We start from the raw sequence: 23,744 nt of genomic DNA, 5'->3' as shown, positions 1-23,744 counted from the left end.
TTCCTCCACAGTGCCGGAACTGCCAAACGGATGAACGCCCAACCCACCGGACACGCCAATATGGGGGCAAAAGTCACGGTATCCCCCGACTTCACCCACATCGTCGCCGCATCCTTCCCAGAAGAAGAATACAGCCTGGAAACCGCCGAAAACGTCCTCCTAATCGACGACCTCAGCGCCCTCCACGCCGGAGTGAACGCCCTCCAGGGTTCCTTCTCCCTCCCCTTCGACGGCTGGCTGGTGAATAAAGGCGAAAAAGTCAGTGTCGATTCCGCGACCGTTGCCGGCGATATCCGCGAAGTCCTCAACTCGATTATCTACGTCGAAAAAGACCCCGAAATCACCCCCGGCGGCATCTGCCCCCGCATCTGGGTGGAAGGTCTCTCGATTACCTGCGAGTGATGAATTCGGAATTCGGAATTCGGAGTTCGGAATGGGGATGAGTTCGGAATTCGACACAAACCCACCCCTAACCCCTCCCGAGAGGGGAACTGGAAAACTGGGGGATATTGAAGGTAAAGCACTTCTAACCTCTTTCTCCCCTCTCGGGAGGGGCTGGGGGTGGGTCGGGAAACGGGTAGAATCCCAGCAGATATCTAAGTCGTCAAACAACTAATCGATTTCACGATACAAAATAATGATGCGATCGCCCCACACCCCACACCCCACACCCCACCTTCACCGGCATCCCAAAGGAGACGCGATAACAACACATGGCTAGGGTTTGTCTGGAAAATATCGCGCGGCGGTTCGATCGCACTGCCGCTATCGAAAATATCTCGTTTGAAGTCCCCGATGGCGAGTTCTGGGTGCTGGTGGGGCCCTCCGGTTGCGGCAAGTCCACTATCCTGCGTACCATCGCCGGATTGGAAACGGCAACTTCGGGAAATATCTACATCGGCGATCGCTGCGTTAACTCGGTTCCGGCGCGGGAACGGGATGTGGCGATGGTGTTCCAAAACTACGCCCTCTACCCCCACATGACGGTGCGGGAAAACCTATCGTTCGGTTTGAAAATGCGCAAGGTTGATGGCAGTACCATCGATTCTACCGTCGAACGAGTGGCTCGATCGCTCAATCTCGATCGCCTCCTCGATCGCAAACCGAAACAACTCTCCGGGGGGCAGCAGCAACGGGTGGCCCTGGGACGGGCGATCGCCCGCCAACCCCAAGCTTTCCTCCTCGACGAACCCCTCTCCAACCTGGACGCGCAACTGCGAGACGACACCCGCGCCGAACTCAAACAACTTCACCAACGCCTGGGCATCACCACCATCTACGTCACCCACGACCAAGTGGAAGCGATGACCCTGGCCGATCGCATTATCGTCCTCGAAGGGGGACGCATCCAACAAATCGGCGACCCCCTCACCCTCTACGATCGCCCCCAAAACCGAATGGTGGCAACGTTTCTGGGCAGTCCCCCGATGAATATCCTTGCGGCTACCTACACCCCGGAAGGATTCGCCGTCGCCGGACAAACCGTTCCCTGTCCCCCGGAAATCGCGAAGCGAGTGCAACCCAAACCGGGATGTCGCTTCGATTTAGGCATTCGTCCCGAACATCTCGCCATCGTCGGCGATGCCCAAACCGCTCACCTGAAAGCAGAAGCGATCGTTGTCGAACCCCTGGGACGAGAAACCCTAGTGCGCGTCGAAATTCCCGGCAGCCACGACGAACCGGCAATCCTCCTCAACCTGCAAACCACCCCAGATTTACAACCGCGTTCGGGAGATAAGTTGATGTTGCAATTGGATCTCGATCGGTTATTTGTATTCGATGCGGGAACGGGAGAGGTTTTATCTTCGTAAGTAATGGGGAACGGGGAATGGGGAATAGGCATTGGTGAAAGGTTAAGCACTTTCTATCGATGTCAAGTGCCTAGGGTCGAATTGCTCAAACCTTTTCAAAATAAAGCTTTCAACGATTTCACTCTTTTACGCAGGGGGTGTGGGGTTTCCCCCCAACTCCGGGTTTTCGGTTGATTCAGGCCAAGGTTTACAAAGTGAATACAACCAAAACCAGTCACCAATGGGGAATAGGGAATAGGGAATAGGGAATAGGGAATAGAGAATTGAAAAAATCTATTTCTTCAATCGTGTAAATAAACTGATGACGAAGCACCATCATCAAAAAAGTCCCCGAACTCTCTTGAATATCGCTATAATTCTGTACTGACGCGATCGACACCCGGCGGTTAACTCAGGAAAAACACGCCGCGACCGGGATCTTCAAAGCTGGTGGAAATCGAATCGATACCCTCGACAAATGCCACCAAGTCGCCACCGGTGGAAATACTAATACCGCTCACGGGAACGCCGGCAAAGTTTAAGGTTTCGCGGAAGACATCGTATCCCTGGGGACTTCCCGCCAAGAGCAGTTCGTCCTCGCCGCGGGTGAAATTCTGAATGTAGGCGTAGTCGGTACTGCCACCCCCGACATAAAATGCCGAAAAATTCGCACTTAAGGGGTTGCGACCCGCACCTAGATGAAACGTATCGTTGCCGAGATCGATTCCGGTGAGGACATCCACCTCCCCGGTACCGAAGCTGGTGGGGACGAAAAAGGGGTCGCCGACGCGCTGAGTCCGCACGTCCACATCCACGCCGATAATGTCGTTAATTTCCCCCACACCGGTCAGGATATCGTCGCCGTCGGTTCCCGAAAAGAGCGCCTCGAACCGATTCAAACGGCCGACTCGGTTGTAGTGAGCCGCACCGGAACTAAACTCCCCTCGGGCAAAAGCTGCTCCCACTTGGGGATAAAACGCCAGGTAGTAGTTTTCGTCAAATCCGGCAATATCGGGAACCACCGGTGCTCCCGAACGATTTTCCCGTGCCCCGAACTGGATGAAGTGATCGAGACCGGAACTAAAGGCTCTCGCGCCGACAGCTGCGGCAACATCGGGGTTTTGTTGCAGGTACAGACCTTCGTTCCAATAGGGAGAAACTGCCGTTTCTCCTTCGCGCAAACCCGCTTCTTGAAAATGATGGAAACCGGATTTAAACGCACCGGCAGCCACCGCAGCTCTGACGTCGGGGCGAGCATTGAGATAGAAGGTTTCATCAAAAATGTTAAAGCTCATAGTGAGTCGAACGTCTAAATTTTTACGCTGATTTTGTGCTTCGATCGCCAACGATAGCCCAATTCGGCTTCTTAGCATTCATCGATCGCATTTGGCAGGATTAATTTTTTGACGAATGCCAGATTTTTTGAACCTCAAAAAAATCGTCTTAAATCAAAATAAAACTATCTTTTTAGGCGCATTTCGCAACGATTAGGATTTAATGGCTATTTTAAAATAAATTTTATCGATCGACCGGAAATTTCCAGTAATCTCAACTGTCTAGCGGAGCTTTAAGGATTACAGAAATAAGAACAAGCCATTGCCGAAAAATACATCAATTTTTGTTTTATCTTGAAAAACAACATAGCTGTAGATTTATACTTCGATTATATTCGTGTCATTAAAATACTACAATTACACTCGATTTATTGAACGATAACTGAAGTTTTATGCAAAGGATATATCTCGATCCGGCAACCTTTACAATCCCTTCGTGTAGGTAAAATTCAAAAAAACAGAATACCCAAACTTAGAAAAATATATTATTGTATAAAGTAAGAGATTGAAACTCAAATCTATCGCGTTCTCTAATACCCAAGGTATAATTTTTATCCATGGGGAAAACTAGAGAAAATACTAATTCGAATGTGTGATGGCAAACCCAAGTTTATCAAAATCCACAACGTTAAAAATTCTGGTGGTTGACGATCATGAAATTGTCCTGGGGGGCACGATCGATCTGCTAAAACAGCAGTATCCCGAGGCGGAAATCTTTACCGCGCAAACGGCTCGATCGACCTTGGAACAAGTCCAAAAAGTCAGCCCCGACTTAGTGGTCATGGATTTATCCATCCCAGAAACCGAAGCTCAAACGGCGCGCATCGATACGGGGATTCAAGTTTTGCGAACCCTGATGCAGACCTACTCCAATCTCAACCTCACGGTACAAAGCACGTACGTTCGTTCTCTGGTGCGGATTCGACCGGAAATCGACGCCCACAAGGGAGGCTTTACCGCCATCGATAAAAGCCTGTCGAGCCAAGATATGTTGACCCGACTCGAATGGGCCCGGCAAGGGGTCACCCACACCAAAGATATCCAAGGGGTGCAGACCGGACTCGAAGTCAAACCCGAATGGCTGACGCTTCTGAGCTTGGCTTTTGGAGAAGGATTGCAAGATAAAACGATCGCCAAACGGATGCAAGTGTCCGAACGCACGGTTCGCCATTACTGGACGAAAGTACAAGATGTGCTCGAAGTGTATCCCGAAGAAGGCAAAAATATCCGCATTCAAACGGAGATGCGCGCCCGAGAAGAAGGATTGATCGACTAGCCGTGGTTCCCATGGGTAAAACGTTACCGGTAGAAGCTCGTGCGGCGTGAGATTTGGCAAAACATCAAGCAAGAACTGGCACTGTGGCGGATTGGCGCGTTGCCAGCACTGGCGGTCATCGGTTTGGCAACCGTCGCCCGCCTGATGGGTTCGTTGCAGTTCCTCGAATGGAAAACCCTCGATTTATTTCTGCGTTTGCGTCCGATGGAAGCCACCGACGAGCGAATTACCATCATCGGCATCAATGGCGATGACATCGACCGCTTGGGAACCCATCCCATTCCCGACGGCGAGTTAGCCCAGTTGCTGCAGCGCATCAGCACCTACGAACCCATGGCCATCGGTCTCGACATTTCCCGCGAACTTCCCGTAGAACCCGGTCATGGGGAATTGGTCGAGATCTTGAAAAAAATGCCCGAACTCATTACTGTCGAACGGGTGCGCCCCATCGAAGGTTCAGTGCCGGGTTTGCCGTCCGAACAAATTGGATTTTCGGATTTTCCCCTCGATGCGGACCTACACGTGCGCCGCTACTTCATGGGAATGCCAGCGCCCAAAGACGAAGGCGAGTATAAATTTTCCCTGTCCCTGCGTCTGGCAGAAATTTATCTCGAGGCGAGGGAAAATATCTTCCTCGACAACGGCGTTCGCGATCCAATTGCCATGCGTTTTGGAGAAACGGAATTTCCCCGGGTCTTTCCCAATTCCGGGGGTTACGTGGGAACCGACGCTGGCGGCGTGCAAGTTCTGCTCAACTTTCGCAATCATCCCCAGCCCTTTCGCACCCTGTCTCTCCAGGACATCGAAACGGGAAAATTCCCCGAGGATTGGCTGCGCGATCGCATCGTTCTGATTGGCATCGCCGATCCGATCTATCAAGGTCAGATTCAAACCTCGGCCATTACTGGGCTGAAGCCCGATGGCATTAGCGGAGTCGAGTATCACGCCCACGCCGTCAGTCAAACCATCGCCGCCGTTCTCGACGGTCGTCCGATCTTGAGGGCGCTTCCCGATGGCTGGGAATATCTGTGGATCGTTAGCTGGGGGTTCGTGGGGATTGCCATCGGTCATAAAACCCGATCGCTCCTGCAAAATGGGGTAGCGGTTGGGGTTGCTAGTATCGCCTTGGTGGGTGCGAGTTATGGCGTTGTTGGATGCGGTTGGTGGCTGCCGGTGGTGCCGTCTTTGTTGACTTTAGGTCTGGGCAATCTGGTTTACACCACGTTTTGCGAGTACGACAAAGTGTTGCGATCGAGAATCTACGAACGCCAGCACACCATCGAGCAGACCTTTAACGTCATTCACAACGGCCCCCTACAAACCCTTGCCAATCTTTTAAGACACGTGCGAGATTGGGATTGGGGGCAGCCTAAAATTGTCGGCGAACTCGAAAAGCTCAACCAAGAACTCCGAGCGCTGGGGGAACCCCTCGAGCGAGAAATTCTCACCCAAGAAGACAGTTTGTATTTGGGAAGCGGACGCAAACTCGATCTCAACTCTCCCATGCACGAATTGTTTTACGAAGTTTACAGCTCGACATTAGAGCGAGATTTTCCTGGCTTTAAAACCCTCAAAATTAAAGCCAGAACCTTTGAGGAACTCGACTCGACATCTTTGAGTCCCGATCGCAAACGGGAACTGTGTCGGTTCCTCGAAGAGGCGTTGTGCAATGTTGGCAAACATGCCATCGGCGCAACCCGCCTGAGCGTGACGGGTACCCACCAAAACGGTTGGTACGCTCTGCGCATTACCGATAACGGACCGGGCATCTACTCGCTTGCTGAAGGTCGAGGCACCAAACAAAGCCAAAATCTCAAGACGAGACTCGGTGGACAATTCAGACGCGAGTCGAATTCTCCCAAAGGCACGTTGTGCGAATTGAGCTGGCCTATAACCCAGCCTCGCCTCAATCTATTCCGTCGATTTAAACCCTAAAAGAGTATGATGACTCACATTTGGTGTTATTTTTCCAAACCCTATGAGGGAAGACTCCTCACGAGCTTTACCCTCATCTTGTGGATGGCAATTGCCTCCGCAGCTTTAGCCCGATACAATCCACCCCCTCAGCCACCCCCAAGAGATCCGGGCGGTTCGACCAGTGCGATCGAACCCGTGGAAGGATTCTCATGGGTGGATTCAACTGAGGTCGATCTAACTGAGATGGCGACGGGCAACCTTTAAAAGGTTGACTAAACGCTTACGAAACCCTTGCCTGCTAAGAATTGTGGGATGACAGATGGCAAGATAGCCACTGGGATATCGCCCAGTGGCTAAGAGGGCGCGCGCGTTGGGAGATTCAACATTGGGCTTCACCCAAAATCGATCGCCTAGATGCGCGCGTCCCTAAAAGTAAAAGTAAACTCAGTTTTGGATAAGACTGTTTCAGGTGAGGGTGGGGAAGGGAGAATTTGGAAAGGGGAATGGGGAAGAGGCAATGGAGTACTTTCCTTCCCTCGGAGAAGATGTATCCGACGGTTGTACCCTCGCTTCCCATCTGCTTGTCGACCGATCGAACGCCATCGAGAGTCGGCATCCCGCTGAGGCGACTTCAGCTAAACTGATGTTAAAAGTATCGAAAAGATAGCACGGAGCACTGGCACGATCGTCGATCGGCCATCAGCAAAAACTTTGCTATGTCTATTTTCTAGTTGTTGATGTGTCTTAAGTGCGATGCGCTGTGCTCTATCGACGAGTTGATTTCCAGACACAGTTGATGTCCGGACAAAACGCTAGTTCTGGGTTGGTTGGTCCGGATCTTAAGTTACAGCTTCAACCCCTTCCCCCTTCCCCTTTTACCTTGGTTCTGCGCGTGGCGCGATTAAATCAGAAAGGCTTCCGTCACGCTGGTATCTCCGAGTGCCACTTTGATACTAAACTCTTCTCCCGTCTCGCCGCTAAACTTCAATTGAATATTTTTGGTACTGCGGGCTTCGGCTTGCATAACCGCGGCCCCCGCTTCGTCGAGAACCATCAACTGCAAATCTTGCGGTAGATATATGCGATCGCCCGTGGGGTAGATTTCCACGCCAATCCCCATTTCTCGATCGGTTCTGGGTTTCAACCGTACTAGCAATGCCACTTCTTCCCCCGATCGCTCTAGCGTCAGCCGCTTCACCCGTTCGATCGCCGTGGATGTACTGCGGTAAGCCAGATTTGGGTTTTGACTGCCGCGCCACGCCATTTGTGGAGGAGATAATAGCGAATCTACCGCTTCCCAACCGGTATCGAACAGTTCTTGCAACCATTGACTGAGTTGGACGGCACTTTGCAATTGGCTGGCATACCGCAGAAAATCATCGAGAGAACGTAACTGCTTCAGGGGAATTTCTTCAGCTTGAATTTGCCTGACAAATCCGATGAGTTTGGCCTGTTTGAGGGCATCGTCGAGCTGTACGGCAAAATACCCTTTTCGATGCTGCCACACTTCTTCGGGAACTCTTACACGTTGTTCGTTGGGAAGTACCGGACGACACTCGAAAGTCCCCACTTCTTTAACGACTAAATCTGCAACGTCCATAAAGGTTTGCATTACCGGATCGAAACTTTTGTTGCGGGTTATATCTGTTTCAAATCCCATACACTGCAAATAGAAATTTACAGCATAGACCGCTAACGTATTGAGATAAACTTGTTTGGCATGAGCCATCGAAAACTGTCGCTGGCGAAATCGATCGGCGATTTGATGGGCTTCGCGCCCCAAGGGAACTGTAAAAGTTAGCGATTCGGCTGGGTTACGTGTATTCATCATTCGACGATTCTGTGTGGGTGCTACTTCGATCTCGCAATCTAGACTTGCAGGTACTCTCGAAAATAAGGCTTAAACCGATTGAGTTGTTTTTGGTAAAAATCACAGAGGGAAGAACTCGGAACATTTAATTCGGATGAAATTTCTTTCCATTTTCGATCTTGCCAAATTTTCGCGATTGCCAGAAATTGAAATGTGGCTTTAGGCTGTCCTCGAATGGACTCTTGACTAAACATATTATCCGGATTTTCTTCGATGAGTTGTTTGAGTTGTTCCGATTGAGAAATTTTTTCCTGCGGGGGTTGCCAGCGGTCTAAATCTTCAAGATTGGGGCGAATCAAAATGTTGCTCGCATTGTTAGTACTCGATCGAGACGAATGTTTGGGCTGTGGCACTTGGGTCACTCCTCCTCGTTCGTATTTACTCCATGCATCTTTGAATCGATTTGTCAAGATAAAGTTACACCATGCCATCACATCTCGGGTGGGGTCGTATTGCTCGATTTTTTGGCAAATTTCCATCAAGGTGATGCTGAGCGCTTCACTATACAAATCCTCATAGACCGAAGAGGGTAGGGGAAACGAGCCACGCTGGGGATGCGCCAACCGTCCCGACACCAAAATGGCTTCAACAAGTTGATTGAGCGTTTTTCGTCGCTCGTAGCTGCGAGGAGGATGCTGTCCGGCTAGCCGGGCCAGTTGATTGAGTTGTTCGTCGATCGGATCTTTATCTAGTGCCTGACTCATTTCTCGTCCCTAGTCTGTTCGCAGAATTGAGTGGCTCGTTTGTCTTTATTGGAGCCTATGTTCTAGATATGTTTCGGCGCGATCGAAGTCTTTTTTCGGGAGTGCCCTGATTTTGTTACAAAGCTTCATATCATTCAATCTCCGGGAGCACACCCACCCTAATTAAGTTTGCGGACAACAAACCAGTTCCCCAGTACAAGATCCGGTGGGGCAAGGGTTGGCTTGAAACTCCATCGAGAGCGCATGCCGATCTAAGTCTTCTTCGATCGAGAGAGTCAAACGTTGCCGGGACTGCAACATCGACATTTCAGCATCGATCGCCGTTTCAGTGTTGGATCGAGCCTGGAGATCGGCTGTTTCCCGATCGGAATCCCTCGAGAGGGAGTTTAGAGAACGGGCAAAAGCCGAACTTTGATTACCAGTTAAGACACTTGTCAAGATTACGAACATCATTAAAAGCGTTCCACCTTTCAATTTCATCGATCGTGTTTCTCCGGAAGCAAGACAACGCTAGAGTTGAAAACGTTGAACCTGAGGCAAACCCTAATCCTCAAGCACCCTGCTAACCAGCATCGAAATCTCTCATATAGCCCAAAGTCAAAATGCCAAGTCGAAAATTTCAAGTCGAAAATTCCCAGTCAAAAATTCCGAGTTGAATGTGGGTTCTATAGGAGTTTCTGTACGGGCGATCGAATTTTCCGGCGAACGGCGATTTTGTTACATAACTTTATAATATGGGTCAAAAGCCGATGGAAAGAGGAAGCAGCAGAAAGTGCTCCACCCAGAGAATTGGTGAAAAGTAAGCTTATGTTGCGCGAACCCTAGATAACTCTGACGACGATCGCCCCATTCGTCCCGATCGATTGCCATGGAAAGGTTGCACTCAGATGCGACAATAGAGTATGAAGAAATACAACACTATCGATCGTTAATATTAAACATGGTAGAACCTTTACTCTCCGGCATCGTCCTCGGTCTGATTACCGTCACGTTAGGCGGTTTATTCTTTGCAGCGTACATGCAGTACAAACGGGACGATCAATTATTAGACGAGTAATTCTCATCTCGAGAAGGACGAAACGTAAAACCGCAGTGCCGTGTTGCCGTAGGTTTTCTGGCGACACAGCACTAAACCGGGGACAGATTCGATTCCCCACTGCTGGGGACGGTGTTCGACGGCTAACTCTCCATCCGGCGCGAGTAACGGCAGCGAATCCGTTTCCCGAGCATCTAAAATCGATCGCGAAATTATCTCTAACACCGGCGGATATAAATCGCTATCGTAGGGTGGATCGAAGTAAATCCGATCGAACTGCTCTTTTCCCGACAGTGTTGCCAGTTGCCGCACCACATCCCCTCGCAGCACTTGAAATGTTTGGTTAGTCCCGGCAACCTGCTGCCAGTTGTGCCGGATGATGCCGCAAGCCTTCCCAGCGCGATCGATGCCCACCGCGCGCACCGCCCCCCGACACAGTGCCTCTGCCCCCATCGCCCCACTTCCGGCGCATAAATCCAACCATCGGCATCCTGTCATCTTCCCCTGCCAAATATTAAACAGTGCTTCCCGAACTCGGGCGGGAGTCGGGCGCGTTTGTCCTCCAGGAAGGGTTTTGAGGGGGCGGTTACCGTAGATTCGCAAGCTCATCGATTTGTTTGCTGGGGTATTTACCAATCGCTCAGATACCTGTGTTTGCGCACATAGGGACGATCGAGACGCAAGGATTTGAGCGATCGACGTGGTACGCTTTTTCTAGACTATAACTGATTGGTGATACTATTAAGTATAACTAATCGGTTGCAGTTTTGAACGATGAATAAACCGTTACTACGGCTCGACTTTCTGTCTGAGTTTATGAACTCAATGCTCGATCCGCTGTCTCCCGAGGAGTTTTGCCGAACCTGGGTTTATAAGAAAAGTGGAATTTGTCCGGGGGAGTATGGATACCGGAAAGCTTGTTGTAACTTGCTTTCCGAGCTGACGGGTTATGGTTACAACACTTGCAACAATTGGTTGTCGGGTACGGAACCACCAAGACTGGCTTGTTTGTATTTGAGATCGATCGATATTCTCTGGCGAATTGGAGAGTTCCTACCCGATCGCTAAATATTAACTCATTAATTATACTGTTGTGGACGATCGCAAGCCCTCGGGTATAGAGTGAAAAATGTAGAGCACTCAACCCGGAGCGATCGATTGACGGTCTTTCGATCGCATTTTGTACTATCACGGCGATAACATTTAAATCTGCGATGTTCCCCCAAGCTATTTGTCCGGGCAAAACTTTTCCGAGAGAATGGAAACTGTATCTCTGGGTAAAGCGGCGCAAAATGGATGAGATGAGTTTAGAAGAGTTCCTCAAACATTGGGATGTCAATCGTCACGAATTGGCAATTATCTGCGAATGTTCCAAAGTGACGGTGGATTTCTGGTTTGCTCCATCGAGTCCCCGACAACCGACTCAGAAGCATCTCCGTCGCCTTGCGGAGGCTCATCGGGAACTGACTCGGATGTGTCAAGAACCCGCTCGATTTCGGCAAATCTATCAAGCCATCGAGGAACGCTCTCGATCGAAAACCTCACGGATCTAGTTTTATCGTGGTGATAATAAAAAAGTAGACGAATTTCGAGTCTGGGCTTTATCGTGGTGATATCGATCTAGAACAACTTAGGAGCGATTGCCATGACACTCATCTTGCCTCCCCAAAACTTCCTCGATCTCGGTATCGATCGCACTTCCTCGCTAGAACTGGCAACCCAACCTCTCCAACCTTCACAGCCCGAACGGGAACGCCTGCGCTTCATCCTTGTCGGTTCTCCCCTCACCGTCACCCGTACCATCCAAATTCTCGATCGCCTCAATTTTGTGGAAGGATACCGTTGGAGTCCGTTCGTCGCCGCACCGGAACAACTGCATCTGCATCCCCAACCGCAAGACGTATTGAGTCTTTTGACTCGCGAGTTGAAGCGGTAGCGATTCCACGGGGCATCATAGTATTACCGTTACAACGCCAAACCGATGAGCGCACTAACCTTATCTCTGGAGTTCCCCCTCGAATTGGATGTGAGTCGAGTTCATCTCTCCGACGAGCAGTTCTTCCACCTGCTTCAAGTTACCCGGTGGTGGCAGTCGTTCCCCCGATGCGGCGTGGGTGGAACTGTCGCGCTGGGAAGCACTCACTCCCGAACAACGGCAGAAATTCCCCCCCATCGCCCCGGATTTCGTTCTGGAATTGCGCTCTCGCACCGATAATCTCAGAGTTCTACAAGAGAAAATGCTCGAATATATGGAGAGTGGAGTGCGCTTGGGTTGGATGTTCGATCCCCAAAACCAGCAGGTGGCGATTTACCGTTCTGGGGAAGCGGTGGAAGTGCGGGAGTTACCCACACAACTTTCGGGAGAAGAGGTGTTGCCAGGTTTTACGCTACAGGTCGATCGATTTTCTGATTGAAGTCATGAGTGACAACATTGGTGACAGGTTAACTGAAGTTTAGACAAAATGTTCGATGGCAAAGGCTACAACCCTGATGGGAGGATAAAATTCTCAACGTTCCAATAAGCACCCCAACATGATGTCATACATCGTATAAATCTTTAAACCAGTTCACAAACAGTTTGGCTTTTGGATGCTGTGGATTGAGAATTCGCTCTTTTACGGCCTGATGTAATTGCCGTCCGGGTTCATTTTGCCACGCTAACCACGTAGAAATACAAGCTTTATCGAACCACACTTCTTTAAAAGGCGCATTGCGTTTTTTTGCTTCTCTTGCAACTTCTTGGGAATATTTCCATAAGCCTTCGCTTTCATCAGGCACTAAATAAGCTAAAAATGTTTCCAACATACCTCTATTTTGATTATCCGGCATCACCCAAATCCCAAATTTAATCCCCATTTGAGTTGGATGAATCAGTCCTGTGTCTGGAAGTTGTTCTGGAAAATCTGGAATACTTTTTAAGCAAGCGTTTCGGATGCTTCTCCAACGATCTGAACAATTATCATCTGCATCGACAATTAGACCCAGTGCCCTGAGTCCTGAAGCTTTAAGTTCGGTTGATATAATGTCAGCATCGATAAATTCATCATTGCCATAGTCTTCAATATAAACAATGGCAGTATCTTTTGTCTCTCCCCAAGGAATGCCATTTTTTTCAATAAGTTCTGGTATAACTCGCTTATCTTGCGCACCCTCGACAATCAATTTCTTAGGATGATATCGTTTTGCCATTCCTAGCGAACCTCAATCCCTCGTTCGGCAGCGATCGCAATTTCACGTTCGGAGAACACAATACTCGTATCTTTACCCCGTTCGATGCGATGAATTGTAATCCCATCTTCCGAGACATCTTCCCGATTGGCAATGCTCGCTAAACTTGTCCAGCAGTCGCTATTATGGGTGGTCGCAAAAACTTGTACGTTGAGTCGTCTTGCCGTTTCCCAAATGAGCTTCCACATATCAGCCATTACGGTAAAATGAAGTCCAGTATCAATTTCATCAACGAGTAAGATACCATTTTTGGCATTGGCAATTGCTAAGACGAGACCTAGCATTCGCCAAATTCCATCTCCTAAACTACCAATAGGGACGCGCCGATCACTATCTGAGAGACGCACGACAAAACCACCACGAACAGGTTCTTTATACCGATATTTGTTGAGTGCGACAGAAGCAATTCGTTCGAGTTTAGGTTCAATTGTTTGAAGTGCTTCATAAATAAGCATTTCGTTTTCTGTTAAAACAATTCGATCGAATAAATCAACGGTCAGTTTAGTGTCTAATGATGATGATGTAATGAATCGTACGCTTGAATTTTTTTCTTTCACATCCGTACGCGAGATTCTACGGTATTGTTCGGAAATGCCATTATTAGGTGACAATGGAAGTTGTAACAAATTAACGATTTCATCATCAACAGTCCATTTGTTGATAAATTTTGGAACTTTATCTAATTTTGCATCCTCATTTTTTATATCTTGATTGAAATAAATAGACTCTATTGTCATAGCTGACAAGTCTATTAATGCCTCAAAATTTTCTCGACTTTCTTGTTTAAGACCTGAAATTGAAAACTTACTTCCTCCCTCTATTTTATGATCGTGAAAAAAGTGACAAATATCAAACTCTATTTCCAAATGTTGATTTGTACTGAAGTTTTCACTAACTAGATATTCTCCCCGACGTTCGAGAATTTCATGAATTGGTTTAATATCGGATTTAGACGACAAAAGTTGAAGAGCTTCTAAAATTGAGGTTTTTCCACTATTGTTAACTCCGACCAATAAATTTAAGCGACCTATATTTTCAAGTTTGAAGGATTGAAAACCTCTAAAATTATGAATTTCAATTGTCTTATACATTTTTTGAGATAGTGAAAACTTGCGAACTCTAAGTTTGAAAGCGATCGAAAAAGAGCAACTTCACGATCGAAATCGGAAATTGCTCTTTCTCTCATCTATAGATTATTCCTCAAACCACCACAAAATTCACCAACTTATTCGGCACCACGATCGCTTTTTTAATCTCCTTCCCGGCAATATATTTCTGTGCCACCTCCGACTCGAGAGCGTACTTCTCCAACGCCGCCTTATCCGCACTGGCCGGAACCTGAATCGTACCGCGCGTTTTGCCCATCACCTGAATCACTAAGGTAATTTCATCCACCACCAAAGCCGTTTCATCTACCACCGGCCAAGGTTGCAGGTGAATCGACTCCGAACCATCGATGCCGTGCCACAATTCCTCGGCAATGTGCGGCGCAAAGGGGGCCAGCAGCTTAATCAAGGTATCCACCCCTTCTGCATACACCGCCGAAGCCTTGCACTTAGCATCGTTGAGGGCATTGCTCAGTTTCATCAACTCGGAAATTGCCGTGTTGAACTGATAGTCTCCCTGCAAATCCTCCGAGACTTCCTGAATCGCCGTATGGATGGCGCGGCGCAGGTCTTTCTCCTCTTTGGTTAACTTCTTGGTTTTAACCGGAGAACTATCCGAATTGGCAAAATCTGCCACCAACCGCCACACCCGGTTCAGGAAACGGAACTGACCTTCCACATCGGCATCGTCCCATTCCAAATCCTTCTCTGGCGGTGCTTTAAACAGAATAAACATCCGCGCCGTATCCGCCCCATACTTCTTGAGCACCGGCAACGGTTCGACTCCGTTATACTTCGACTTAGACATCTTCTCGTAGAAAACCGCCAGCGGTTCCCCAGTTTGGGGGTCGGTGGGATTCTCTAAATCGATGTCGCCGGGGGCGAAATACTGCCCCGTCTTCACGTTTTTATAAGTCGTCGCCTGCACCATGCCCTGGGTGAGGAGGCGGGCAAAGGGTTCGTCGTAGTTGAGCAATCCTCGATCGCGCAACACCTTGGTAAAGAACCGAGAATACAGCAGGTGTAGAATCGCGTGTTCGATACCCCCCACGTACTGATCGACGCTCATCCAATCGTTCGCCTTCGCCACTTCAAACACGCGGCGATCGTTCTTGGCATCGGTATAGCGCAAGAAATACCACGACGAATCGATAAACGTATCCATCGTATCGGTTTCCCGTTTTGCCGGCGTACCGCAACTGGGGCAGGGCACGTTCACCCAATTCTCCAATCCCGCCAAGGGCGAACCTTTACCGGTAAACTCCACATCCTCGGGCAACTCCACCGGTAAATCCGCATCGGGAACCGGAACCGCCCCGCAATCGGGACAGTGAATAATCGGAATCGGTGCGCCCCAATACCGCTGGCGAGAAATCAACCAATCCCGCAAGCGATACTGAACCCGCGCTTTACCGATTCCCTCGGTGGTTGCATAGTCGATAACCGCTTGCTTCCCGTCCGTTGATGCCGTCCCGTCGAACTGCCCGGAATTCACCATCACGCCGGGTTCGGTGTAAGCCTCTTCTAAAGGCGCGTTGCCATCTTCCCCTTCCGGGGCAATCACCGCTTTAATCGGCAGGTCGTTTTCGCGGGCAAACCGGAAATCTCGGGTATCGTGGGCGGGAACCCCCATTACAGCCCCAGTGCCGTATTCGTACAACACGTAATCGGCGATCCAGATGGGAATCTCTTCCCTGGTAAAGGGGTTCATCGCCATCCCCCCAGTGGGAATGCCCCGCTTGGGTTTATCTTCGGCGGTGCGATCGAGTTCGCTTTGGTCCCCCACTTCTTTGACAAACGCTTCTACAGCCTCTTTTCTATCGGCAGTGGTGACGCGAGGGGTGAGGGGATGTTCCGGGGCCAACACCACGTAGGTGACACCGCAAACGGTATCGGGACGGGTGGTAAATACGCCGATTTTCTCGTCACTACCGACGATGGGAAACTCTAAGTACGCGCCGACGGATTTGCCGATCCAGTTAGCCTGCATCAACTTAACCCGATCGGGCCATCCCGACAATTTGTTGAGATCCTCGAGTAACTGTTCGGCGTAATCGGTAATTTTTAAAAACCACTGTTTGAGCAGTTTGCGTTCGACTTTTGCCCCCGAACGCCACGATCGCCCTTCGTTATCCACCTGTTCGTTGGCGAGAACTGTTTGGTCGATGGGGTCCCAGTTGACGGCGGATTCTTTCTGATACGCTAATCCCGCCTGGAAAAACTGCAAGAAAATCCACTGCGTCCATTTATAGTAGTCTGGAGAGCAAGTGGCGACTTCCCGCTCCCAATCGATGGCGAATCCTAACTTTTGCAGCTGTTCGCGCATCTGGGCGATATTCTGATACGTCCACTTCGCCGGGTGAATCCCCCGAGCGATCGCCGCATTTTCCGCTGGCAGTCCGAAGGCATCCCATCCCATCGGATGTAGCACGCGATATCCTTGCATTCGCTTCAGACGGGCGATCGCATCTGTAATCGTATAGTTGCGAACGTGACCCATATGCAGGTTGCCCGAAGGGTACGGGAACATGGAGAGGGCATAAAATTTGGGCTTATCGCACTCTTTCGGGGTACGGTCTAAGCCGGATTCTACCCAGGCTTGCTGCCATTTTGCTTCAATGGATGCGGGGGAATATCGAGACTCCACAAACACTACTCCCGATCGATGGTTACTCTATATCTGCATCGTTATTGTGGCACATTCCGGATCGCCCTTGGCACTGGGATTGCTAAGGCGATCGACGAATACATGTACTATAACGTAATACACTCTCGAGAGCTAGCCAAATGTTTGCTCTTTGTACCGATATATGTTAAGTTACGTCAATAATTAAGTTAAACTACTCTATTCAGGTTGTTCGTCTGCTTGGGTATCGCTTGACTCGCTCAGTGACTTTTCTATCGAGCAAGTCGTCAGTTTTTGGTAAAAATGTAAAAAATTTAGAGCGCAGCCATTGCATCGATTCGCGAAGGACTCTAAGTTATTCGCAGCTTAATTGTTTTGGCTTTTTAATATGGGGATAATCTGGTCGTCGATCGTCGATGTTATCGATCGAAAACTCTAATTCATCCAAAACTGGCACTTACGAGTATCCATAGCTTCCCATTGAGGAAATTTCCTCAATGGAAATTTGACGGCAACATTCTCTCGGTCTTCGGGTTTCGGGTTTTCAGTGTCAAGCAATCAAAATAGGAACGAGCATCGATGTCATACCGCCAGAAGACTTTTGCGGGTGCCCTGGGTTGGATCGCAGCCAGCCTTGCCGTGGCAACCGCCGCCGTCATCCCCGCAGAAGCTCGTGCAGCCACGATTTCCGCCACAGCGAGTGGGAGCTTATTGCCAGAATTCGGAACGTTTCCCGACCCCCTCGTAAATGGCAATTTTACCATCACCCCCCTGCAAAATGCACCCAACGGTCGCGTGGGTAATGGTTCTGATGAAATTACCACTTGGGATTTTGACTTTAGCAACGATCCGGATTTTTCCACCCTCTCTAGCGCGGACGAATTAACTTCCGCACTCCTCACCCTCACCCTTAGAAGTGGATGGGATATTGCTTCGGATTCGTTTAAAATCGTCGGACTCCCGGACATCGGCAATATTGAGGCCTTTCAAAACCTAGGTCGACGCACCGTCGGCACGTTTACGTTCGATTTACTCGACTACTACAGCAGCAACGACATTTTTGGTATTTTCTCGGGTGGAACCGCAGGGGTGATTCCCTTTGAATATCAAGATGACGCGATTCTCTCCTTCGCCCAACTCGATTTAGGCGTTGCCCGAGACACCGGGGTATCCGTTCCCGAACCCGCAGCCACATTGAGCTTGCTGGCTGTTGGTATTGCCGGCCTCTTCTCGAAGCGTCAGCGCCAAGCATAGATTTCGCCAGCTCGTTTGCAATACTCTTTTGGAGTCGCTTACCAAACGGCACTGTCTTGTGGGCCCATCAAAATCATTTCAGACCCGAAGGAAACCGTTGGATTTTGCCACGTTTAAGTCTTCTTCGGGTTTTCTTCTGGTGCTTTGTCAAGTTTTAATTGACGGGTAGTGTGAGCATCTTGATTACCTCATATTCTGGTTCAGACGATATTTTTTACCCGTCAATAATTAATTGACAAACGACTAGTGCGGCGCGGCACAAATAAATAACCAGCTCTTAACTTGTGAAAGCCCTATGTACTCTTCATTTTGCGTTTTGCATTTTGCATTTTGCATTTTTAATTCTGCGTAGCAGCACTAGATAGGCGCTCCTCCCACTATTGTCTGAAAACACTTCAGCGCACCTCCTCATCGACGATCGCCCGTTCGCTCGTCAGAATATTGACCATATCTAACACGGTCACGATCTTATCTTTATAGGGAGCCGTTCCCCGCAAGAATCCTTCATCGGCCGATGATGCCGTCGCCGGCAGCGGGGCAAGTTCTGATGGATGTACGTAGGTAACATCAAACACCTCATCTACCGTAATCCCAGCAACCACCTCATCCACTTGAACCACGATCGCTTTCGAGGTCGACCTTGCATTCGAGAGCGGTAAGTTCAGCAAACCGCGAATGGCCACTAACGTCACAATTTCACCGCGCAAGTTCATATTCCCGATAATGTGCGGGGGACAGCAAGGAACCGGGGTCACCTGGTGGATTTCGGTAAACTCTCGGACCATCCGTAAATCGATGCCGAAATACTCTTCGTTTAACCCCACCACCGCCAAGGGAATTGTATCTCTTGCATCCTCATCTTCAACAGTTTGTCGCAAAACCTCCGCTCGCTGGCGGAAAATTTCCCGCTCTTGAGGTGTACCGCCACAGCTAAAGAACCCTCGTTCCTCAGAAATGCGATCTCCTCGAGCTGCATCGGTGGGAGAGGATTGGAACACCCGAGGTTTGACATCTTGGGAGTCGCGCATCAGCCGCTGGCAATCGAGCAAGGTGATGATGTCCGAGCCGGAACTGGCAACCCCTGCAACAAAACGACGGTTAGCCGCTTCTGGGTAACGTTCGTCGACATCGCTCTCGCGTCCGTAGTCTAGTGCTGGGGAGATCGACTCCGACGAGAGCATCTGTACCTCATAAACGCGATCGACGATGATACCCAGATACAGTTTGTCCCATTCGAGAACGATAACGCTATCGTCGGGGGTATATTCCCGCCATCGAGAGCCAAAGCGCAAATTCAAATCCATGACGGGGACGATGGTTCCCCGCAGATTTAAAACACCGACGATATCTCTCGGGGCCTCCATCACCGGACTTAACTGAGGCAGAAAAAAGACTTCCCGAACGGAATGAGCTTCGATGCCATAACGGCAGTACTTGAGGCTGAAAATGAGATAAGGCGTGGTTTCCATGGGTTGTACACTGGCGCGATCGCGTCTCGAATCGAACTTACGGTCCGATCGGGATCGGTGCGAACTGCTCTAATACGTCACCGGCAGTCAGCCGCGCAATGGGATCGACGATCGCACCGGAGGGTAAGTTTCCCAGTAATTCCAAAGCCGTCGATTGCATTTTGCTGGCTCGGGCGAGTTGTCTCTCTTTACGATACACTGCGGCGAGTTCGAGATAGGCAAACACCGATGTGGGTTCGAGGTAAATGATTTGCTTCAAGAGGTTTTTGGCTTTCGGTATATTGCCTTGTACCTCCGCAATTCGAGCCAGTAAATAGTATGCTTCGATTGACAGGGCATCGAGGGCAGTTGCCTGCACGCAATAGTAAGTAGCTTTTTGGTAATCCCCCAGATTGGCATAGGCTTGAGCGATGAGAATATAGGCATTCAAGCAATTGGGTGCGATTTTTACAATCCGTTGGGCGATTTGAATGGTTTCTGGGTAAGCTCCAGTTTCTAAAAGCAATGTGGCGTCCTCAAGCAGGGTCTGAATATCCCTCGGTTTGCAGGTTCCCGGCCGACAGGTGTGAGTCGAAGGGAGCGATGAAACGGAGATGCCCGGTGGTTGGGTGGCACTGAAGGTGAGGGCCGGTCGCGAGTACTTGACGGGTAAGCGTTGCGAGGGCAGAGCCTGAGAGCTTTGAGCGACAGGCGGTGGAACCACTTTCCCCAGGAGTTTGGCTGGGTCTGGGGCGATGGGGACGATAGGGGAGGAGAGATCGGTTTTTCGGTAAATTGCGGAATTGGGGAAAACGAGGGTTTGCAATTGATTAAGGGTACGATCGGGCAGTTCGGCATGAGCCGTCATCAGATATCCACCGGGTTGCAAAGTATGATAAAACTTTTCGATCGTGCGCTCGATCGCCCGCTCTTCAAAATAGATGAAGACATTCCGACATAAAATTAAGTCAATCTTTTCCAACCCCAAACTGAGATCGGGAAATCGATCGGTGACTAAATTGAGATACTCAAATCGCACCATATCTCTGATGGTGCGATCGAGTTTCCACCCCTGGACCGTTCTTGTAAAATACTGTTTTTGAATCGTGGGATCGACAGATCGAAACGACCAATCGCCATAAATTCCCTCCTGGGCTTTTTGGAGAATTTTTTGATTGATATCCGTCCCGACAATAGAAATATCCCAATCTGATAAATCTGGCAGTAACTCTCGCAGTAAAATCGCCAGGGAGTACGGCTCCTCACCAGAGGAACAGGCGGCACTCCAAATTCTGAGGGTGGGAGTCCTCCGGTTTTTTCGTTTCTGTTCGATGAGACTGGGAAGAATCGTATTTTTGAGAAGATAAAACTGACCTGAGTCTCGAAAAAAATAACTTTCCGTAACTGTTAAACAATTAATCAGTTCTTGCCATTCTTGAGATTTATAATGAATCGGTCTAATATTTAACTGATGTAATTCTCGGACTAAAAATTGATAATATGCATCTAAAGACCGCAACCCCAAAGCTCGCATTCGAGAAAAGAGTTTTTCTTGCAATTGTCCGATCTCGGCGAGTCTAACGTACAAACCGGTTTGGCGAGAAATCAATTGGATAAATTTTTGTATCGATGCTTGATGCATAGTTGATTTCCTCTACCTATCGACTGATATGAGAGCAACGATCCGATCGGCAGATCGATCGCGACGCGACGATCGAGCAATTTCAACCCAAATACACCCTTTTTCCATAACCTAACCTAACTTTGATAATTTGCAATCCGGCTTGAATTAGAGATCGAGATCGAGCTAACCCTCCCCCGTCATTGCAATGAACGTTATGATGAAGAGGTTAGTTAAGTTCTGTAAAGAAAATTGACAGCTGCGTTTACAGCCCCCAACAGCCTAACTAGACCCTCTTCCTGGCACGCCCTCAAGCCATTGTGGCAAGGGGATGAAACCGATGTACAGCAGGGTCTACCCCACCATCAGCTCGCCCCTGCATGGCAGATTTTACTCTTGGGCGATGGGTCTCCAACTCGTCATTTAAAACTGCTGACGGGGGAACCCACGGAAGTGGATGTCATCGATATGTCTCTCATCGGTATGAATTCCGACAGTGCGCCGGAGCTAATTCAAGTCGTCCCCGGTCCTAGACTGCGACGACAGGTTTGGTTGAGAACGGCTTCGGGTCAACGACTCGCCTACGCTGCTTCCTGGTGGGATGCCAGTCATGTTGACGAGTACCTACAGAATCGGTCTTTGCCGATTTGGGATAATTTGACCCGCTTGCATACCGAGCTGTATCGAGACGTTCAGGGACTGTATTGGGGTCATTGCCAAGCTTTAGAAGAGGCTTTCGAGCATAAAGGGCCTTTTTGGGGTCGTCACTACTTGTTTTGGCATAACGGTCAACCCCTGACACTCATTTATGAGGTCTTTTCTCCCTATCTGACTCGGTATCTCGGGCCGATGCAACAGAAACCGATTTAAGCATTTGAAATATAACTCGACTGCGTTGCCGAACAGATATCCTGTAGGATTGGGTTGAACGATCGAGTCCGCACAGATCGGATCGATACTGGAGTTCAACAGCTGTCCTCTTGGGTAGGGTTGTGTTCGTGCGGTTTCGATCGCGATGCGATATTTAGACCCATCGAAAATTTCCATCTGCAAACCCAGCTTCAAAGTGTGAGTTGGAAAGTGTGAGTTGAGTGCGGTTAGCTTCTTCACTGGTTCGAGCGGGTATGCAGAACGTCAAACCCAGATGGGATATAGCGATCGATTTGCTTCATTTCCAGTTACCTTGACAACACGTACGGGAATTTCAAAGACAAATTCACGAAGTATTTTATCGATTTATTTTGTTAAAAGGCAAGAGATTCTGTTACTGTTAACTTAAATTTTATTTTTACTTTTTGAATCTGTCAATAAAAAGCATGAATTTGAGTATATTCCTCGGGTGATTCTTGCCTGCATCTCAAATATATCGGCAAATTTACGCCCATCGAGCTTTCTGATAGTCTGTCAGCGTGCATCCTTGTGGAAGCTCAATTGCTACGAGTCCCAACAAATTTCGCTTCGAGTAGTTTGGAAACGTCAGGTTTGGAATTTATTTCGCCACTTTCTAATAATAATTGACCGATCGTTTCTATGGCAACGGGAAAAGAATCTAGAGTATTTTGGGCGCGAAAATAACTTTCATTGTCATCGAGACTCAATCGTTTTGTTTGGAGTTCGTAGCCTTGAAAATCATCGATCGAGACTTGAGAGCGATCGGCCATCATTTCATGGGTTTTCAGAGGATTCTCTTCCATCCAATCTAAGGTTTTAAACCAGATGTCGATCGCCCCTTGTACTTTTTGCGGATATTGTTCGATCGCCTGGCGACTAGCCGATAGGGTATTAAAAAATAAACCCGGAAAATTGGCCGAACTCCATAACTCGCGCGCACCCTGGCGAGCGAGTGCCCGAGTGGTATAGGGTGCCGATAGCCCGATTGCATCCGCGTTTCCCGTCAAAAACGCCTCCGTTGCTGCCTGTGCATCAAGTATTTGAATCGTCACGTCATCGAGGCTGAATTGGGCTTTTTGCAGTCCGAGAAGCAGCAAGAGTTCGTGGGCACCACCCCGAGCGAGAACCACTTTTTTTCCCTTCAGATCGGCAACGGTACGAATGGTATCATTGGCAATTATTTTTTCGTTTCCCATGGAGCGATCGCTCACCATCACGATCGCTAAATCCGCCCCGGCCGAAACCGATCGTATCGTATCGATCGCACTTTGAGGATTGAGATCGAGCAAACCCGATTGCAGTGCGTCTACCGATGCTCCATAATCCTCGAACCACTTGGCATCAATATTCTGATGGTAAGTCGAGAATAAATCTTCCTGCTTGGCGACAAACCACGGTAAATAACTCGGATGGCGACTGAAACCGAGATTGAGGGGAATCGCCGTCGAGATATCCCCCGCTTTGGGGTGGGGAGTCAGATCGGACGCGCAACCGGTTATCGCCAAAAAACAGAGCGCACAAATTGCAAGCCACGTTGTGAGAAGGCGATGGTTCATCGTTTTTTTGCTGTGAAAATCTGGCAGGGAAATGGGGAATGGGGAACGGGGAATGGGAAATGGGGAATGGGGAATGGGGAATGGGGA

Annotated in this window: 22 protein-coding genes and 1 pseudogene; 12 read left to right on the top strand and 11 right to left on the bottom strand. The window is 49.2% G+C overall.

Going from position 1 to position 23,744, the window contains the following annotated elements:
* Both AC2215_RS23290 and AC2215_RS23285 read left to right on the top strand, forming a co-directional pair.
* Positions 1 to 402: metallopeptidase TldD-related protein (locus AC2215_RS23290; protein ID WP_486812411.1), on the top strand; the 402-nt coding region annotated here is incomplete at its 5' end.
* 311 nt (positions 403 to 713) lie between these two features.
* Complete coding sequence (locus AC2215_RS23285) at positions 714 to 1,811, top strand: ABC transporter ATP-binding protein (protein ID WP_486812410.1); 1,098 nt, start codon at positions 714 to 716, stop codon at positions 1,809 to 1,811.
* A gap of 386 nt (positions 1,812 to 2,197) precedes the next feature.
* Here AC2215_RS23285 and AC2215_RS23280 read toward each other — a convergent pair whose 3' ends face one another.
* Positions 2,198 to 3,085, bottom strand: a complete 888-nt coding sequence (locus tag AC2215_RS23280) for a hypothetical protein (protein WP_486812409.1) — start codon at positions 3,083 to 3,085, stop codon at positions 2,198 to 2,200.
* A gap of 679 nt (positions 3,086 to 3,764) precedes the next feature.
* Between AC2215_RS23280 and AC2215_RS23275 the strand changes: the two genes are divergently transcribed.
* The 3 genes from AC2215_RS23275 to AC2215_RS23265 are packed head-to-tail and all read left to right on the top strand — an operon-like array spanning position 3,765 to position 6,581.
* A complete protein-coding gene (locus AC2215_RS23275) occupies positions 3,765 to 4,400 on the top strand; it encodes a response regulator (RefSeq protein ID WP_486812408.1) in 636 nt (211 codons plus the stop codon).
* A 39-nt stretch (positions 4,401 to 4,439) separates the two neighbouring features.
* Positions 4,440 to 6,335 (top strand): CHASE2 domain-containing protein, encoded by a 1,896-nt coding sequence (locus AC2215_RS23270; protein WP_486812407.1) that lies wholly within the window; start codon positions 4,440 to 4,442, stop codon positions 6,333 to 6,335.
* A 6-nt stretch (positions 6,336 to 6,341) separates the two neighbouring features.
* Positions 6,342 to 6,581 (top strand): hypothetical protein, encoded by a 240-nt coding sequence (locus AC2215_RS23265; protein ID WP_486812406.1) that lies wholly within the window; start codon positions 6,342 to 6,344, stop codon positions 6,579 to 6,581.
* Between the two features lie 637 nt (positions 6,582 to 7,218).
* Here the strand turns inward: AC2215_RS23265 and AC2215_RS23260 are convergent.
* The 3 genes from AC2215_RS23260 to AC2215_RS23250 form a co-directional block, all read right to left on the bottom strand.
* Positions 7,219 to 8,148, bottom strand: a complete 930-nt coding sequence (locus tag AC2215_RS23260) for a DUF1822 family protein (protein WP_486812405.1) — start codon at positions 8,146 to 8,148, stop codon at positions 7,219 to 7,221.
* Between the two features lie 38 nt (positions 8,149 to 8,186).
* Complete coding sequence (locus AC2215_RS23255) at positions 8,187 to 8,891, bottom strand: hypothetical protein (RefSeq protein WP_486812404.1); 705 nt, start codon at positions 8,889 to 8,891, stop codon at positions 8,187 to 8,189.
* 162 nt (positions 8,892 to 9,053) lie between these two features.
* The gene (locus tag AC2215_RS23250) at positions 9,054 to 9,344 is read right to left on the bottom strand and encodes a hypothetical protein (RefSeq protein ID WP_486812403.1); all 291 of its coding nucleotides are present in this window, start codon (positions 9,342 to 9,344) and stop codon (positions 9,054 to 9,056) included.
* A gap of 487 nt (positions 9,345 to 9,831) precedes the next feature.
* Between AC2215_RS23250 and petG the strand changes: the two genes are divergently transcribed.
* Positions 9,832 to 9,948: a cytochrome b6-f complex subunit V gene (gene petG / locus AC2215_RS23245; RefSeq protein ID WP_486812402.1), complete on the top strand. Its 117-nt coding sequence runs from the start codon at positions 9,832 to 9,834 to the stop codon at positions 9,946 to 9,948.
* Between the two features lie 3 nt (positions 9,949 to 9,951).
* Here petG and rsmD read toward each other — a convergent pair whose 3' ends face one another.
* Positions 9,952 to 10,536, bottom strand: a complete 585-nt coding sequence (gene rsmD / locus AC2215_RS23240; RefSeq protein ID WP_486812401.1) for a 16S rRNA (guanine(966)-N(2))-methyltransferase RsmD — start codon at positions 10,534 to 10,536, stop codon at positions 9,952 to 9,954.
* A 165-nt stretch (positions 10,537 to 10,701) separates the two neighbouring features.
* Between rsmD and AC2215_RS23235 the strand changes: the two genes are divergently transcribed.
* The 4 genes and pseudogenes from AC2215_RS23235 to AC2215_RS23220 form a co-directional block, all read left to right on the top strand.
* Positions 10,702 to 10,995: a hypothetical protein gene (locus AC2215_RS23235; protein WP_486812400.1), complete on the top strand. Its 294-nt coding sequence runs from the start codon at positions 10,702 to 10,704 to the stop codon at positions 10,993 to 10,995.
* A gap of 146 nt (positions 10,996 to 11,141) precedes the next feature.
* Positions 11,142 to 11,480, top strand: coding sequence for a hypothetical protein (locus tag AC2215_RS23230; RefSeq protein ID WP_486812399.1), 339 nt, complete (start codon positions 11,142 to 11,144; stop codon positions 11,478 to 11,480).
* Between the two features lie 92 nt (positions 11,481 to 11,572).
* Positions 11,573 to 11,863: a hypothetical protein gene (locus AC2215_RS23225; protein ID WP_486812398.1), complete on the top strand. Its 291-nt coding sequence runs from the start codon at positions 11,573 to 11,575 to the stop codon at positions 11,861 to 11,863.
* A 118-nt stretch (positions 11,864 to 11,981) separates the two neighbouring features.
* A pseudogene (locus AC2215_RS23220) lies at positions 11,982 to 12,341 on the top strand (Uma2 family endonuclease); the annotation flags it as partial.
* A 124-nt stretch (positions 12,342 to 12,465) separates the two neighbouring features.
* Here AC2215_RS23220 and AC2215_RS23215 read toward each other — a convergent pair.
* From AC2215_RS23215 to leuS, 3 genes are all read right to left on the bottom strand, one after another.
* Positions 12,466 to 13,116, bottom strand: coding sequence for a DUF3226 domain-containing protein (locus tag AC2215_RS23215; RefSeq protein WP_486812397.1), 651 nt, complete (start codon positions 13,114 to 13,116; stop codon positions 12,466 to 12,468).
* A 2-nt stretch (positions 13,117 to 13,118) separates the two neighbouring features.
* On the bottom strand, positions 13,119 to 14,246 hold the full coding sequence (locus AC2215_RS23210) for an AAA family ATPase (protein WP_486812396.1): 1,128 nt from the start codon (positions 14,244 to 14,246) through the stop codon (positions 13,119 to 13,121).
* Between the two features lie 109 nt (positions 14,247 to 14,355).
* A complete protein-coding gene (gene leuS / locus AC2215_RS23205) occupies positions 14,356 to 16,908 on the bottom strand; it encodes a leucine--tRNA ligase (RefSeq protein ID WP_486812395.1) in 2,553 nt (850 codons plus the stop codon).
* A gap of 558 nt (positions 16,909 to 17,466) precedes the next feature.
* Between leuS and AC2215_RS23200 the strand changes: the two genes are divergently transcribed.
* Positions 17,467 to 18,141 carry a PEP-CTERM sorting domain-containing protein gene (locus AC2215_RS23200; RefSeq protein ID WP_486812394.1) on the top strand — a complete coding sequence of 225 codons (675 nt, stop codon included), beginning with the start codon at positions 17,467 to 17,469 and terminating at the stop codon, positions 18,139 to 18,141.
* A gap of 395 nt (positions 18,142 to 18,536) precedes the next feature.
* Here the strand turns inward: AC2215_RS23200 and AC2215_RS23195 are convergent, their stop codons facing one another.
* Positions 18,537 to 19,610 carry a chemotaxis protein CheW gene (locus AC2215_RS23195; protein ID WP_486812393.1) on the bottom strand — a complete coding sequence of 358 codons (1,074 nt, stop codon included), beginning with the start codon at positions 19,608 to 19,610 and terminating at the stop codon, positions 18,537 to 18,539.
* A gap of 37 nt (positions 19,611 to 19,647) precedes the next feature.
* Positions 19,648 to 21,231 (bottom strand): CheR family methyltransferase, encoded by a 1,584-nt coding sequence (locus AC2215_RS23190; protein WP_486812392.1) that lies wholly within the window; start codon positions 21,229 to 21,231, stop codon positions 19,648 to 19,650.
* A gap of 231 nt (positions 21,232 to 21,462) precedes the next feature.
* On the opposite strand from AC2215_RS23190, the gene AC2215_RS23185 reads away from it, so the two are divergent.
* Positions 21,463 to 22,080 carry a chorismate lyase gene (locus AC2215_RS23185; protein ID WP_486812391.1) on the top strand — a complete coding sequence of 206 codons (618 nt, stop codon included), beginning with the start codon at positions 21,463 to 21,465 and terminating at the stop codon, positions 22,078 to 22,080.
* Between the two features lie 557 nt (positions 22,081 to 22,637).
* Here the strand turns inward: AC2215_RS23185 and AC2215_RS23180 are convergent.
* Positions 22,638 to 23,657: an ABC transporter substrate-binding protein gene (locus tag AC2215_RS23180; RefSeq protein WP_486812390.1), complete on the bottom strand. Its 1,020-nt coding sequence runs from the start codon at positions 23,655 to 23,657 to the stop codon at positions 22,638 to 22,640.
* Positions 23,658 to 23,744: the final 87 nt, after the last annotated feature.

This window comes from Zarconia sp., assembly GCF_057467645.1.
This window is presented reverse-complemented; position numbering and strand designations above follow the sequence as displayed.